Source organism: Williamsia sp. Y853 (genome assembly GCF_056786495.1).
This window is the reverse complement of sequence record NZ_JBXCJC010000001.1, coordinates 2,096,212-2,110,824: the sequence shown is the minus strand read 5'-3', so window position 1 is coordinate 2,110,824 and position 14,613 is coordinate 2,096,212. Positions and strand designations below refer to the sequence as shown.

The following is a 14,613-nucleotide window of genomic DNA, read 5'->3' as shown; positions in this document are numbered from 1 at the left end:
ACTCGTCGCCAACCGACCGCCGGCGGCGCCGGGCATCATCCAACACTGACCGATACCAGGACACACCGTCGGGCCTTGCGCCGAGCGCCCCCGGGGGTGATGGGGCGGATGGGCATCAGCCGGCGCTCCACACGAGCACCCATCGCCTGAACGCGCTCACCTCTGCGGTAGACGACGGTGATCTCGGCAACGTCGGGGCTCGTGTGTTGAGTGTGCAAGCGCAGCAATGTGCAGGCCGGTCCCCTCGACTGATCGGCGGCGAGCAACACCCGGAATTGATCGGCGATCTTCGGCACCGCCACCTCCGCCAGTTGTGCAAACGGCCGCCGACCGCCCATGACCTCGAGCAGCACCGTGGTCGCGTTGATGGCAAACCGGCGCAGCTCGACGTCGACGGGCTCGGTCTGCGGAACCGGAGTGCGGTGGGCCGCATGGACTTCGATCCCGGTACCCGATACCGGTGCAGCGGCACTCGACCCCGGGCCCAGCGGTGGTGTCTCGCTGAAGGGCACCCGGCTGATCCGCAGGCCACCGCGGCCACCACCACCGACCCCGAGGGCACTTGCCCCAACCGCGCCCGGGCCGGACTCGGCGATATCCGTTGTTGTCATGGCGCCCCCGGCTGTGTCCGCCCATGACCGGCGACGGCCGGCCCGATAGCCGGAAAACCCGGATACCAGCAGTACGACGTGTACTGCCCGTTCCTGGTTCCTTCGGAACCGGAGACGGTGGTATCCGGGTTGTCGAGCGTTCGAGCCTTCAGAGCTGGTCGTTCAGCACCGCTTTGGCAGGGTCAGTGCTTCTTGCGCGTCTTGGGCGGCTTCGCATCGCCCTTCGATCCCGACCGCGCAGCTGCGCGGCGTTCCTTGCGGCTGCCTGCCTGTCCATCAGTGGATCCGCCTGCGGACGCACTCGACCGGCGCACCGTGGTGCCACCGGTTTCGGATGGTCCGCTGAACGTCAGTCCGGCATTGGCCGAGCCGTCGTCGATTCCCTTGGCCCGCAATGCTGCCGGAGCCGCCGGTGCTGCCGGACGAGCAGGAGCGACCTGTTCGGTGGGCAGCGGGGCCGGAGCCGCCTGAGCTTTTGTCATCGATGCCGGAGCCGCTGCTGCTGCTGCGGCGGCCGGCTGGGCCGGGGTTGCCTCGACACTGACGTTGAACAGGAATCCGACAGACTCCTCTTTCAGTCCGTCGAGCATGCCGATGAACATGTCGTAGCCTTCGCGCTGGTACTCGACGACCGGATCGCGCTGCGCCATCGACCGCAGGTGGATGCCTTCACGCAGGTAGTCCATCTCGTAGAGGTGGTCGCGCCACTTCCGGTCGAGAACGCTGAGCAGGATGGTGCGTTCGAGCTGACGCATCGCCGTGGGACCGGCGATCGACTCGATCTCCCCCTCACGCTTTTTGTACGCCTTGAGAGCATCGGCCACCAGGAGCTCGCGCAGTTCCTCGGAGGTGATGTCCTTCCGCTCGCCGAACTCGTTCTCCTCGAGAAGGTCCTTGTAGTCGAGCTCGATCGGGTACAGCGTCCTCATGGCGGTCCAGAGCTGATCCAGATCCCAGTCCTCGGTGTAGCCCTCGGACGTGGCGCCCTCGACGTAGGCACCGACAACGTCTTCGATCATCCGCTTGACCTGTTCGCTGTGATCCTCACCCTCGAGGATCGTGCGACGCTCGGCGTAGATGACCTTGCGCTGCTGGTTCATCACCTCGTCGTACTTGAGGACGTTCTTGCGGACCTCGAAGTTCTGCTGCTCGACCTGCGTCTGCGCGCTGCGGATGGCCTTGGTGACCATCTTCGCCTCGATCGGGACGTCGTCGGGCAGATTCACCCGGTTCATGATCGATTCGAGTGCGGCGCCGTTGAAGCGGCGCATCAGCTCGTCGCCGAGAGACAGATAGAACCGGGACTCTCCCGAATCACCTTGACGGCCGGAGCGACCACGGAGCTGGTCGTCGATGCGCCGTGATTCGTGCCGTTCGGTTCCCAGAACGTACAGACCGCCGGATTCCCTGACCTTCTCCGCGTCCTCGGCAACCTGGGCCTTGACCGTCGCGAGCGCCTCGTCCCAGGCGGCTTCGTAGTCTTCCGGAGTCTCCACCGGATCCAGGCCGGCCTTGCGCAGACGGATGTCGGCGAGGATGTCGGGGTTACCACCGAGCACGACGTCGGTACCACGGCCTGCCATGTTGGTGGCGACGGTGACCGCACCACTGCGACCGGCCTCGGCGATGATCTGGGCTTCTTGTTCGTGGAACTTCGCGTTGAGCACGTTGTGCGGGATGCCACGCTTCTTGAGCTGCCTGGCGAGATACTCCGACCGTTCGACGCTGGTGGTACCGATCAGAACGGGCTGACCCTTTTCATGGCGCTCGGTGATGTCGTCGACCACCGCATCGAACTTTGCCTCTTCGGTCTTGTAGATCAGGTCTGTCTGATCCACGCGCACCATCGGCTTGTTCGTCGGGATCGGGAGCACACCCAACTTGTAGATCTGGTCGAGCTCTGCGGCCTCGGTCTGTGCCGTGCCGGTCATGCCCGACAACTTCTCGTACATACGGAAGTAGTTCTGCAGGGTGATCGTGGCCAGGGTCTGGTTCTCGGCCTTGATCTCGACCCGTTCCTTGGCCTCGATGGCCTGGTGCAGACCCTCGTTGAAGCGTCGGCCGTCGAGCACACGGCCGGTGAACTCGTCGACGATCAGCACCTCACCGTTGCGGACGATGTAGTCCTTGTCGCGCTCGAAGAGCTCTTTGACCTTGATCGCGTTGTTCAGGTAGCCCACCAGCGGCGAGTTGGCGGCCTCGTACAGGTTGTCGATGCCCAGCTGGTCCTCGACAAACTCCACCCCCGCTTCGTGCACACCGATCGTGCGCTTGCGGATATCCACCTCGTAGTGGACGTCTTTCTTCAAAAGCGGTGCGATGCGGGCGAATTCGGCGTACCACTTGCTCGACGAATCAGTGGGCCCCGAGATGATCAGCGGGGTCCGGGCCTCGTCGATCAGGATCGAGTCGACCTCGTCGACCACCGCGAAGGGATGGCCACGCTGGACCAGGTCACCGAGCGAATGGGCCATGTTGTCGCGCAGGTAGTCGAACCCGAACTCGTTGTTGGTGCCGTAGGTGATGTCGGCGGCATAGGCCTCACGACGTGCGGCCGGGGGCATCCCGGTGAGGATCACCGCGGTCTCGAGGCCCAGGAATCGGTGGACGCGGCCCATCCACTCGGAGTCACGCTTGGCCAGGTAGTCGTTGACGGTGACCACGTGGACGCCCTCACCCGCCAGCGCATTGAGGTAGGCGGGCAGAACACAGGTCAGGGTTTTGCCCTCACCGGTCTTCATCTCGGCGATGTTGCCGAAGTGCAGCGCGGCACCGCCCATGATCTGGACGTGGAAGTGCTTCTGCGACAGCACCCGCCAAGCAGCTTCACGGGCTACGGCAAAGGCCTCGGGCAGCAGATCGTCGAGGGTCTCACCGGCGGCGAGCCGTTCCTTGAACTCATCGGTCTTTGCCCGGAGTTCGGCGTCTGACAAGGCCTCGGTCGCTTTGTCGAGCGTCTCCACATGCGTAGCGATTGCATCCAGGCGTTTGACCATCCGGCCTTCGCCGACGCGCAGCAGCTTGTTGAGCACTGGTAATTCCCTCGATCCGGTCGAATACACACGAAATCCGACCTGCAGATTCCCGCAGGTCGGACTCCATGGTAGCGAGCGCCCCGGCCGCCTGACTCACGCGAGGCGAATCAAGGCATTCGGCCGCGCCTTCAGAGCGGGCAATTCGAGCTGCCCGCCGCTCTTTGAGTGGGGCCGATCAAGAGCGTCAGGCGAGCCGGATCAAGCCATAGTCGAACGCATGCCTGCGGTATACGACGGTTGGTTTGTCCGTTTCCTTGTCATGAAAGAGGAAGAAGTCGTGCCCGACCAGTTCCATCTCGTAGAGTGCGTCGTCGACTGTCATCGGCACAGCGGGGTGCTCTTTGACGCGGACGATGTGTCCTGGACCGGTTGACTCGGGATTCTCCGCGGCCCAGCGGTCTTCGTCGCTCTGGCGATCCGGGGCCTGGCCGTTCAGCGTCGGATCGGACGCGGCCGTGGCCTCGGCGACGGATATGGGCGTTCTCAATCCGTGGTGGACTTTGCGACGATCTTTGGTCCGGCGGAGCCGCGACTGGAGTTTTGCCAGGGCGGCGTCGAGTGCGGCGTAGAAGTTGTCTGCGCAGGCCTCTCCTCGAACCACCGGGCCTTTGCCAACCGCGGTGATCTCGAGTCGCTGGCAGATCTTGGACTGACGTCGATTTCGCTCGTGGTGAAGTTCGACATCAAATCGGAAGATCGTCGGGTCGAACCGTTCCACGCGGGACAGTTTGTCCATCACGTGTATGCGGAAGTGGTTGGGGATTTCAACATTACGGCCACTGACCTGCACTTCGGCGTCAGGGCGGGAGAGTTCATCGGACGAATCGGTTCGGACGTAGATGCCCGGATCAAACGGATCGGTTCGGGTGATGGTGTCGGGACTCGTGCTGGAATCTGTGCTTTCTTCAGATTCGGAAACGGCTACTTTGCCGACGCTTGTCGTCACTTGCGATACCTCCTGGATCGGTGAACTAGAGATCCCGGCCACCGCAGCGCACACGCTCAGGCAACCGGTCTATGAGTTGGGCTCTCACCTCCCCCCGGCCACCACTTGCTTCGGCAACCTTTGTGCGGCTAACTGACGCACCTTTGACCGTAGTCCTCCGGCCAACTGTTCGCCACATATTCGCCTCCGGCCGTTCATCGGCGCTTTGACCGGATAATCCAATACGCCGACTTTCGGAATATCTGAATGACTTTGGCCACCAAATCGTTTCGGCGGAAGTGCCGGGCGTGGGAAATGTCGGGCCTGGACCCGCCGACGATTCACGCTGCGGCAACGACGAGAACGAGGTGCACCTCGACTCCGGCACGGGCGAGAACCGTCACGGACTCGGCCGCGGTTGCGCCCGTCGTCAAGACATCATCGAGTAGGACCACCGCGGCGTCGCGAGTGTGAGCTGCCGCGGCGCCCGTACCGACACTTCGGCGGAGCCTGATCGCGCCGTGCAGGTTGTCGCTCCGCTGCCCGGCCGACAGTCGTGCCGAATCACGCGCCCACATCGAGGTGGCGAGCATCGGCGTCACCGTCACCGCGCCACCTGATGCCCCACCACCCAACGACCGGGCCGCGGCAACGGCGATCGCCGTCACCGGATCGCCGCCGCGACGACGCGCCGACATCGGCCGGGTAGGCGCCGGGATCAACACCAGCCGGTCCGCGTTGGGCAGTTCGGACCACCGATCGAGGGCGAGCAAGCCGGTGGCGACGGCCCGGCCCAACGGAACGGCCAGGTCACTGCGGCCACGCTCCTTGAGCTCGAGGATCGCCTGCCTGCGAACGCCGGTGTACCGCCCCAATGCGTATGCCGGGATCGATAGGCCCACCCGGGTCCGCACCTCGATCGGGGCATCGGCGATCTGGGCAGCACACGCCCGGCACCACCGGGTCCCGGGTCTGGCACATCCACCGCAGTGCAACGGGACCACCAGATCCACCAGTGCCGGCCACACCCGCTCGACCATGGTCGGAAATGATGCCGTGAACGCCGGAACCGGCGCCGACCCGCGGGCCTCGGGCAGCAGGATCATGCACAGTTCGCCACGCAGTCCACAGGTATCGCGGATCTGGTCCGCCAGAACCCGATGCGGCCGAATCTAATGCGGCAGAACAGGTATCGCCAACAAACCCATCGTCGGAGGAACTTCGCTCCAGTACTGGTCCGGTTCGTCGCTGGTACCACCGAGGCGCAGGACGCCGCGGCTGTCGGCGGCAAAGATGGTCGACGGACTCGCCACCACCGCCGTCACGGGCGGGGTGAGGTTGCCGCTGGGCAGCGCACCAGGTGGCATTCCGTCGATCCGCAGTTGCACAACCGGCCCTTCGGCAGAGCTGCGGCCGACCACCAACACTTCGCTGCTCAGCCAGTCCAGCGACACCGCGCCGACGATGTTCAGGGCCCCGGCCCCGAGCGGGTTGGCCAGCAGCAGTCTGCCGTCGGCCCGGTCCTCGATGATCGCGAGCACCACCTGTCCACCGACGATCAGCGCGGCGCGGGCACCGTCCTGTGAAACCTGCAATTCGGTGATCGGGCCCTGTGCGACCGCACGGATCGCCGACGAGTCCACTTCCCGCTCGGTGACCTGACTGTTGCCCGACATCTGCGTGACCTGGGTGACCCGGGTGTTGTCGACCACCGCCCACACCGTTTGAGAATCACCGGCAAACGAGGGCCGTGTGATCGTGCCGCCCTCGATGACCGGGGTCACGCCTGCACCGTAATCACCGATCGAGAGCGCCAGTGCAGGCGCCGGACCCGGTGCCGGGTTCTGCGACACCACCGCCACCCGCCCACCGTCTGCCGAGAGATCCGCGGAGACCAGATTCCGGGATTCCCCCAACGTGCCGGGAACCGGGGTCAGGGCGTCGTCCACGACCATCTGGAACGAACCACCTTCCACGACGTGCAGGCCGACGGGACTGGCGGGCGGATTCGGATTGAGCGACTCCACATCGTTCGTCTGCCAGCCGTTTGCGTGACGTTCGTTCAGCGGCGCACCATCGGCGTCGATCACATACGGACCACTGATGTCGGCGTCACTGAGCGTCCAGATGATCTGCGCCGCCAGGCGGTTACGTTCGGCACCGCCCAAGCCATTGAGACCGACCAGATCGATCCGGATACCGCCCCCACTGAGCGACTCGATCGAGCCGCGCAACGAAGACCGGGCCGGGAACTCGTTGATGACCGCACCGCGCAGATCGTCGACGGGTCCGGCGATCAGCAGCCCGATCAGCTGGTCCGCCAACTGGTCTCCGCCGGTGTAGAACCAGCGGGGATCGGCGACCAGGTGCTGGTCGTCGTAACTCGGGTAGTAGAGCACGTGCGGCCGGTACGATATCTCGAACTGCTCGCGGTCCATCAGGACACCGGCAGGCAATGGCCCGTTGATCCGCCATTCCCCGTCGACCCGCATCAACGACAACTGGATCTCGATGCGCCCCGAACTCGGGATCAGTTGTCCGCTCGGTTGGAGTTCACCGGTGTCTTCCCCGTTGACGCGGACGGTGATCGTGTCGTCTGTACGTTTGTCGCTCAGGACGTTGATCTGGTCGAGCAACAGGGCACCGCCCTGGTCGTCCCACGAGTCCGACGCGTCCTGGGTCAGGAACTGTCGCGCTGCGAGGTGACCGGAACCCGGCTGCGCCGACGCTTTGAGGAAGCTACGGACCAGCGACTCCGGGTCCATCCCGGGGCTCGGTGTCGGGATGTTGGTACTCGGCGGTTGGCGCTCGAGCGAACCGAGTGGTTGCGGACTGGAGTTGTTCGGGATCGAGACACAGGCCGACAACAGCGACACCAGGATCACCATCACCCCGGCATACAGTCTGCGTCGACCGGCGCGACGACGTGTCACACCACTCACCGACACCTGCACACGCCTTGCACGTCCTGCTGCCATATGTCGCTGAACCTCACTGCGCTGGACCTCACTCATCGGTGGGCCCCGGATCACGGGGTGCGCGGCGTGAACCAGGTGGTTTGAGTGGCAGAGGGCTCCCCAGCACCTTGTGGCCGCGAACCAGCGGCAGGGTCAACCGGAAGCATGCACCCTTGCCCGGTTCGCCCCACGCCTCGAGACGGCCCTGGTGCAGTCGCGCGTCCTCGACGCTGATGGCCAGCCCCAGGCCCGTGCCGCCGGACCTGCGGAATCGAGATGGATCAGAACGCCAGAACCGATTGAACACCAACTTCTCCTCCCCTGGCCGCAGACCGATGCCCCCATCACGCACCGTGATCGCCACCGCGTCGCCATCGGTTCGCATGGTCAGTGTCACCGGCTTCTGGTCGCCGTGATCGATGGCGTTGGCCAGCAGGTTCCGCAGGATTCGCTCGACCCGGCGCGGGTCGACCTCGGCGATGACCGGTTCGTCCGGCAGATCCAGGATCAGTTCGGTGTTGGTCTCTTCGGCGAGATGCCGGACAGTCTTCACCGCGGCGTCGATCGGAATGGTCATGTTCAGCTTGTCGGCCGACAACTCGGCAACACCGGCGTCATGGCGGGAGATCTCCAGCAGTTCGCCGAGCAGGGTCTCGAACCGTTCGAGCTCCATGTCGAGCAATTCGACGGATCGCTTCAGAACCGGTTCGAGCTCTTCTCGACTCTCGAACAGGACATCGGCTGCCATCCGGACCGTCGTCAACGGCGTTCGGAGTTCGTGGGAGACATCGGAGGTGAACTGCCGTTGCAACCCACCGAACTCTTCGAGGTGGGAAATCTGTTTCGAGAGACTTTCCGCCATGTCGTTGAACGACATCGCCAATCGGGCCATGTCGTCCTCGCCGCGGACCGGCATTCGTTCCTTGAGCCGGCCGTCGGCGAAGCGAACCGCGATCCGCGACGCGGAACGGACCGGGATCACCACCTGGCGGGACACCAGGATTGCGATCGCGGCCAACAGACCGAGCAGCACCAGGAAACCGGTGAAGATCGTGCCGCGGACCAGGGCGACGGTGCTCGCTTCGTTGGTCAGCGGAAAAACCAGATAGAGCTCGAGGCCGGGGATGTCGGTGTTGGTCGGAGTGCCGATGATCAGCGCCGGGTTCTGCTGTCCGTTCGACCCGGTGACCGACGAATACCGGTACGCCATCTGGCCGCCCTGAACCATCTGGCGAAGGTTTTCGGGTATCTCACCGATCGGCCCGACACCGGTCGGACCGGTCGGGCCCGAACTCGGCACCAGCAACACCGTGTCAAACGTACCGACCACACCTGAACTGTCGCCGGAATCGATGCCCCGGTCGGTCAGGATGGATCGCGTCTGGCGCAGCCGGTTGAGCAACGACGCATCCGAGTCGGCCCCGGACAGATCACGCTCGACGGCCAGACGGGTGCGCTCGAGTTCTTCGGTGGCGGCCTGGAGCTTGAGGTCGAGCAAACGGTCCGTGATCTGACTGGTCAGCACAAACGCCAGGATCAACACCACGACAAACGACAGCACAAGGGTCGACACGACCACTCGTAGCTGCAGCGATCGACGCCACACCTGGCCGACGTACTTGCCGACCGAGCCCACCCGACGCATCGCCGGTCCGAAGGTCCCGTTGATGCGACGCCGCGGGCGTCCGATCACGGCGGTCCGGCCTTGTAGCCGACCCCCCTCACGGTCAGGACGACCTCAGGGTTCTCCGGATCTGTTTCAACTTTGGCCCGCAGGCGCTGCACGTGCACGTTGACCAGCCTAGTGTCGGCCGGATGCCGGTAACCCCATACCTGCTCGAGCAGCACGTCACGGGTGAAAACCTGCCGTGGTTTACGCGCCAACGCAACCAGTAGGTCGAACTCGAGCGGTGTCAGAGAGATCGGCCCGCCTTCGCGGGTGACCTTGTGCGCCGGGACGTCGATCTCGATGGGACCGATGGCCAGCAGTTCGGCGGGTTCATCCTCCGTGCGCCGCAACCGCGCGCGTACCCGGGCGACGAGTTCCTTGGGCTTGAACGGCTTGATCATGTAGTCGTCGGCACCGGATTCGAGCCCGAGAACCACGTCCACGGTGTCCGACTTCGCCGTCAGCATCACGATCGGCACACCGGAATCCGCACGCAACACCCGGCACACGTCGATGCCGTTCATGCCGGGCAACATCAGGTCGAGCAAAACCAGATCGGGCCGAATCTCCCGGACCGCCGTCAGGGCCTGGGTGCCGTCGCCGACAACAAAGGGCTCGAACCCCTCTCCGCGTAACACGATGGTCAGCATCTCCGCCAATGCCGCATCATCGTCCACAACCAGAATCCTGGGTTTCATTGCAACATCGTGTCACCGAATCGTTGCAATGTGTGGTTGACGCGCCGACTTCGCCACGGCCCGGCTGCAACACCAGCAGTCCCCCGACGGTTACGCTCGTTGGTGTGGGCGTATTGATAGCAGTAGAAGGCTTGGACGGCGCCGGTAAACACACTTTGGTCACGGGTCTCGTAAACCGTTGGGCCACAGAGGGCTATCGCGTTGCAACCATGACCTTCCCAAGGTATTCAGAATCAGTGACCGCCGACATCGCCGCGGAGGCATTGCACGGCGAACACGGCGATCTGCGGTCCAGCGTGAACGCAATGGCGTTGCTATTTGCGCTCGATCGCCGCGATGCCGACGCCGAGCTGCGGAAGTTGTTGTCCGCCAACGACGCCGTGATCCTCGACCGGTATGTCGCCTCGAACGCCGCCTATAGCGCGGCCCGACTCGGCGAAGCTGCCGACGGCGACGTGGTCGAGTGGGTGACGACCCTCGAGTTCGGGCGGTTCGGTCTGGCCGTGCCCGACCACCACCTACTGCTCGACGTCCCAACCGAGCTCGCGATCGGCCGGGCGAAGTCACGTGCCGAGGCCGACATCACGCGCAGCCGGGACCACTACGAACGCGATCACGATCTACAGGAACGCACCGCGCTGGTGTACCGCGGCCTGGCCAAGCGCGGCTGGATGTCACCGTGGTCACGACTTGGTTCCGAACCCGACCCAACCCTGGCCGATCGGCTCATCTCCATCTGAAACCGGCCGGGTTTGGTCACAACCCCATCAAGAGACCGTAACGCTGACCGTGACGTTCACGGATCGACGACGCCAGATCACTAACGTCAGGTGTAGTCGCACTGATGGGAGGTTTGATGATTCATCTCCCGATCCATGTCGGCCACGGCGCATCCCACTCCATCCCGCCGATACCCGTCCGCCCCACCGTCGCGATCGCGGCAGGTGTGCTGGTGGTGAACATCGCGCTCCTCTGGCTGGCTTTCGGTCTTCGCACCGGCCCGACGAGTGATGCCGAGCAGATCGAAGAACTCGTGCATCAGCAGATCACCGCCCTCAACAACCGCGACGCGGCCGCCCTGCAACTCACCTACTGCGCCGAGAGTGGACCGATCGGCGCGCAGATTGTCGAGGGTCTGGGTCCCGCAGACGTCGGCAGCACCATCGCTGTAGCCCAGATAACCGACATTCGGTTCATCGGTTCACCACCGGCAGATCTGGCGACCGCAAGCATCACGCTGACCGTCATCGGCGCCGAAAACCCGGCATTGTCGACACAGCCCCAGGCCGTCTCGTACTTCAAGCGCGAGGAAACCGGCTGGAAGATGTGCCAACAGAACGATCCGCAACAGACCACGCGATATCTTTGATCGCCCGATTCGCCTCTGAAACAGATGATCGACGACCCGGTGACCCGATCGACGGAGGGCATCGTCGAAGGTGTTCGGCACGGGCCTCCCGACGTAGTGTTCGCAGTCAGCAATCCCACCGGTTCAATCACGCCCTGCCCTGATCCGGCCTGCCCTGATTCTGCCTGCCCTGAAACCACCCGGAGGCCTTGATGACGCAACCACCCAACGGTCCATACGGATCCGGCGACAACCAGGACGACAAGGGTTGGGGCCAGGGCCCGGGCAGCGGACCGAATCAACCGGGTCAGGGCGATCAGCCGCCGCCCGAACCCACCTGGGGTGGTGCGGCCGGGCCCGAACCCACTTGGGGCGGGGCGCCGGGCGCCGGGGCCGATTGGGGCCAGAACCAGCAACCCCGGTACGAGCCGACCACCGAGTACCGACCTGATCAGTACGGCGCCGGCGCGACGCCACCGCCTGCAGGACCGGCCGGACCGATTGGGGCCGGACCGGCCGGGTACGGCCCCCCACCCCAAGGTCCGAAACCACCGAGCAAAACACCGTGGATCGCCGGGATCGCCGCCGCCGCAGTGCTTGTGGTGGTACTCGCGGTCGTCCTGTTCGTGACCCTCGGCGACGACGAGGACGCCAACCCGATCGTCGACTCCGGACCACTGACCACAACGTCATCGCAATCGTCGACGGCACAGGCCGAAGAACAGATCGAGGACGCGATCCGGACGTACACGATCGCGTTCAGCGACGCCGACTGGGAGACCGCGCTGTCGGTCACCTGCGGCGCCGAGCAGGACATCATCCGCGACCTCCAATCAGACACCGGTGTCCAGTTGAACGGGATGAAACTGAATTCGATCACCGGGATCGAGGTCGACGGCAACACCGCTCAGGCAACGGTTTCTCTGACATACGTCGACCCGGCCGACCAGAGCCCGGTCGAGACAAGCCGCTTCACGTTCACCATGGAGAATCGACTGGATACCTGGAAGATCTGTGACACCCGCGAGATCTGACACCAGGATCTGACAACACGGTCAACCCTCAGGGGAGGAATTCTTGAGTTATCCGCCGACGGGCCCATCGGGATGGGGGAACCCCGATCCTCGTCACAATCCGCAACACCTACAACCGCAGTACCCGCCACCACAACCAGGATCATGGGCTCCGGGTCACGGCGCACCACAGTGGGGGCAATCAGGCCCATCCGGCTCATGGGGTACTCCGCCACCGCGTCCGCCGAGAAACTCGACCGGGCTGATCATCGGGGCGCTCGTCGCGGTTGTTGTGGTCGTTGTCGGCGTGGTGATCACCGCGGCCGTGCTGGCAGGCCCTGACAACACCGACGAAGGTGTGGTGGCCGATCCATCCACCGCCACGTCGACCGCGAGCAGTTCCGTTGCCTCGGCCGATGAGGGTGACCTCGAGGCCGCGGCCGAGAAGCGCGTCGAGCTGATCAACACCCAGGACGCGGTGGGTCTGCACCGGATGGCCTGTGAGGCCGATTCACGCACAGAATCCACCGCCGGATATCAGGATCTGTTCGACGAGAACGGGCCGATTTCGGCGTCCATCGACGTTGAGGATGTGGTTGTGGACGGCTCCCTCGGCACGGTCGAGGGTGTGATGTCGATTGATCGGGACACCGGCGACATCACCTGGCCGTTCAAGAAAGAAGACGGCGAGTGGCGGTTCTGTCCGAGCCTGTCCCAGAGCCCGACGTCGGATACCAGCGGCGACGACGACATCATCACCGGCTGAAACGGCTGAAACGGCTGAAACAAAAATGGTGGGTACGGGCGTTCGCCCGTACCCACCATTTCAGGTGTTCAGAAGTACCTTGCGGTCCGAAGACTCAGTAGCGGTAGTGCTCGGGCTTGTACGGGCCCTCGACATCGACGCCGATGTACTCCGCCTGCTCCTTGGTGAGCTTGGTCAGAGTGCCACCGAGCGCCTCGACGTGGATCTTGGCGACCTTCTCGTCGAGTGCCTTCGGCAGCCGGTAGACCTCGTTGTCGTACTCGTCGCTCTTGGTCCACAGCTCAATCTGGGCGATCACCTGGTTGGAGAAGCTGTTGCTCATCACAAACGACGGGTGTCCGGTGGCGTTGCCCAGGTTCAGCAGACGACCTTCCGACAGCACGATGATCGAATTGCCTTCAGGGAAGATCCACTGATCGACCTGCGGCTTGATGTTGATCCGCGTGACCTCTTTCGACGACTCGAGGCCGGCCATGTCGATCTCGTTGTCGAAGTGACCGATGTTGCCCAGGATCGCCTGGTGCTTCATCTGCTTCATGTGATCGAAGGTGATGATGTCCTTGTTGCCGGTGGACGTGATGACGATGTCGGCGTTGCCGATCGCCTCTTCGACGGTGACCACGTCATAGCCGTCCATCAGCGCCTGCAGTGCGTTGATCGGATCGATCTCGGTGACCTGCACGCGTCCACCCTGGCCGGCCAGTGATTCGGCACAACCCTTGCCGACATCGCCGTAGCCGCAGATCAGGATCTTCTTGCCACCGATCAGGACGTCGGTGCCACGGTTGATTCCGTCGATCAGCGAGTGGCGGGTGCCGTACTTGTTGTCGAACTTGCTCTTGGTGACCGAGTCGTTGACGTTGATCGCCGGGAACACCAATTCGCCTGCCGCGGCGAACTGGTACAGCCGCAGCACACCGGTGGTGGTCTCCTCGGTGACGCCCTGGACCGACTCGGCGATCGTCGACCACTTGGTCTTGTCCGTTTCGAAACGCTCACGCAGCAGCGACAGGAAAACCTTGTATTCGGCCGAATCGTTCTCTTCGACCGGAGGCACAACGCCCGCCTTCTCGAACTGCGCGCCGCGCAGAACCAGCATGGTCGCGTCGCCGCCGTCGTCGAGGATCATGTTGGCCGGTTCACCGGGCCAGGTGAGCATCTGCTCGGCAGCCCACCAGTACTCCTCGAGGCTCTCGCCCTTCCACGCGAAGACCGGCACACCCTTCGGCTCGTCGACGGTGCCGTAAGGCCCGACGACGATGGCCGCGGCAGCCTCGTCCTGGGTGGAGAAGATGTTGCACGACGCCCAGCGCACCTCGGCGCCGAGTGCCACCAGGGTCTCGATCAGCACTGCGGTCTGCACCGTCATGTGCAGAGAGCCCGAGACGCGAGCACCCTTGAGCGGCAATACATCCGCATATTCCCGACGCAACGACATCAAACCCGGCATCTCGTGCTCCGCGAGGCCGATCTCTTTGCGTCCGTATTCGGCCAGCGAAAGATCCGCCACCTTGAAGTCGATGCCGTTGCGGCTGTCCGCGGTGAGCGTGCCGTTCTGGACCGATGTCATATACCACTCCTCAAAGTCCCA

Annotated in this window: 11 protein-coding genes and 1 pseudogene; 4 read left to right on the top strand and 8 right to left on the bottom strand. The window is 64.1% G+C overall.

The annotated features are described in order from the left end of the window. Positions 1 to 35: 35 nt before the first annotated feature. The 7 genes and pseudogenes from AC1TPF_RS09605 to mtrA all read right to left on the bottom strand — a co-directional run bounded on the left by AC1TPF_RS09605 (position 36) and on the right by mtrA (position 9,895). On the bottom strand, positions 36 to 611 hold the full coding sequence (locus AC1TPF_RS09605) for an Rv3235 family protein (RefSeq protein WP_482143633.1): 576 nt from the start codon (positions 609 to 611) through the stop codon (positions 36 to 38). 538 nt (positions 612 to 1,149) lie between these two features. Further along, positions 1,150 to 3,643, bottom strand: a pseudogene (gene secA, locus AC1TPF_RS09600) (preprotein translocase subunit SecA); the annotation flags it as partial. A gap of 187 nt (positions 3,644 to 3,830) precedes the next feature. Beyond that, positions 3,831 to 4,517 carry a ribosome hibernation-promoting factor, HPF/YfiA family gene (hpf, locus tag AC1TPF_RS09595; RefSeq protein ID WP_482137238.1) on the bottom strand — a complete coding sequence of 229 codons (687 nt, stop codon included), beginning with the start codon at positions 4,515 to 4,517 and terminating at the stop codon, positions 3,831 to 3,833. Between the two features lie 395 nt (positions 4,518 to 4,912). Continuing rightward, positions 4,913 to 5,611, bottom strand: a complete 699-nt coding sequence (locus AC1TPF_RS09590) for a ComF family protein (RefSeq protein ID WP_482137239.1) — start codon at positions 5,609 to 5,611, stop codon at positions 4,913 to 4,915. Positions 5,612 to 5,743: 132 nt separating this feature from the next. Further along, positions 5,744 to 7,513, bottom strand: a complete 1,770-nt coding sequence (lpqB, locus tag AC1TPF_RS09585) for an MtrAB system accessory lipoprotein LpqB (protein ID WP_482143632.1) — start codon at positions 7,511 to 7,513, stop codon at positions 5,744 to 5,746. Positions 7,514 to 7,577: 64 nt separating this feature from the next. Continuing rightward, positions 7,578 to 9,221, bottom strand: coding sequence for an MtrAB system histidine kinase MtrB (gene mtrB, locus AC1TPF_RS09580; protein ID WP_482135359.1), 1,644 nt, complete (start codon positions 9,219 to 9,221; stop codon positions 7,578 to 7,580). Further along, positions 9,218 to 9,895 (bottom strand): MtrAB system response regulator MtrA, encoded by a 678-nt coding sequence (gene mtrA, locus AC1TPF_RS09575; RefSeq protein ID WP_482135360.1) that lies wholly within the window; start codon positions 9,893 to 9,895, stop codon positions 9,218 to 9,220. The genes mtrB and mtrA overlap by 4 nt, the downstream gene beginning before the upstream one ends. Before the next feature lie 104 nt (positions 9,896 to 9,999). On the opposite strand from mtrA, the gene AC1TPF_RS09570 reads away from it, so the two are divergent. From AC1TPF_RS09570 to AC1TPF_RS09555, 4 genes are all read left to right on the top strand, one after another. Then, entirely contained in the window at positions 10,000 to 10,635 is a 636-nt protein-coding gene (locus AC1TPF_RS09570; protein WP_482143630.1) for a dTMP kinase, read from the top strand. Between the two features lie 116 nt (positions 10,636 to 10,751). Further along, on the top strand, positions 10,752 to 11,264 hold the full coding sequence (locus tag AC1TPF_RS09565; RefSeq protein ID WP_482143628.1) for a nuclear transport factor 2 family protein: 513 nt from the start codon (positions 10,752 to 10,754) through the stop codon (positions 11,262 to 11,264). Positions 11,265 to 11,455: 191 nt separating this feature from the next. Beyond that, the gene (locus AC1TPF_RS09560) at positions 11,456 to 12,277 is read left to right on the top strand and encodes an Rv0361 family membrane protein (RefSeq protein WP_482143626.1); all 822 of its coding nucleotides are present in this window, start codon (positions 11,456 to 11,458) and stop codon (positions 12,275 to 12,277) included. Between the two features lie 43 nt (positions 12,278 to 12,320). Next, positions 12,321 to 13,022: a hypothetical protein gene (locus tag AC1TPF_RS09555; protein ID WP_482143625.1), complete on the top strand. Its 702-nt coding sequence runs from the start codon at positions 12,321 to 12,323 to the stop codon at positions 13,020 to 13,022. A gap of 94 nt (positions 13,023 to 13,116) precedes the next feature. On the opposite strand, the gene ahcY is transcribed toward AC1TPF_RS09555, so the two are convergent. After that, positions 13,117 to 14,592, bottom strand: coding sequence for an adenosylhomocysteinase (ahcY, locus tag AC1TPF_RS09550; protein ID WP_482143623.1), 1,476 nt, complete (start codon positions 14,590 to 14,592; stop codon positions 13,117 to 13,119). Positions 14,593 to 14,613 lie beyond the last annotated feature (21 nt).

Excerpts from the sequence above, each read along its gene's own strand:
- AC1TPF_RS09605 (WP_482143633.1), bottom strand. The coding sequence starts at position 611 with ATGACAACAACGGATATCGCCGAGTCCGGCCCGGGCGCGGTTGGGGCA.
- AC1TPF_RS09590 (WP_482137239.1), bottom strand. The coding sequence starts at position 5,611 with ATGGTCGAGCGGGTGTGGCCGGCACTGGTGGATCTGGTGGTCCCGTTG.
- mtrA (WP_482135360.1), bottom strand. The coding sequence starts at position 9,895 with ATGAAACCCAGGATTCTGGTTGTGGACGATGATGCGGCATTGGCGGAG.
- AC1TPF_RS09565 (WP_482143628.1), top strand. The coding sequence starts at position 10,752 with ATGATTCATCTCCCGATCCATGTCGGCCACGGCGCATCCCACTCCATC.
- AC1TPF_RS09560 (WP_482143626.1), top strand. The coding sequence starts at position 11,456 with ATGACGCAACCACCCAACGGTCCATACGGATCCGGCGACAACCAGGAC.
- ahcY (WP_482143623.1), bottom strand. The coding sequence starts at position 14,592 with ATGACATCGGTCCAGAACGGCACGCTCACCGCGGACAGCCGCAACGGC.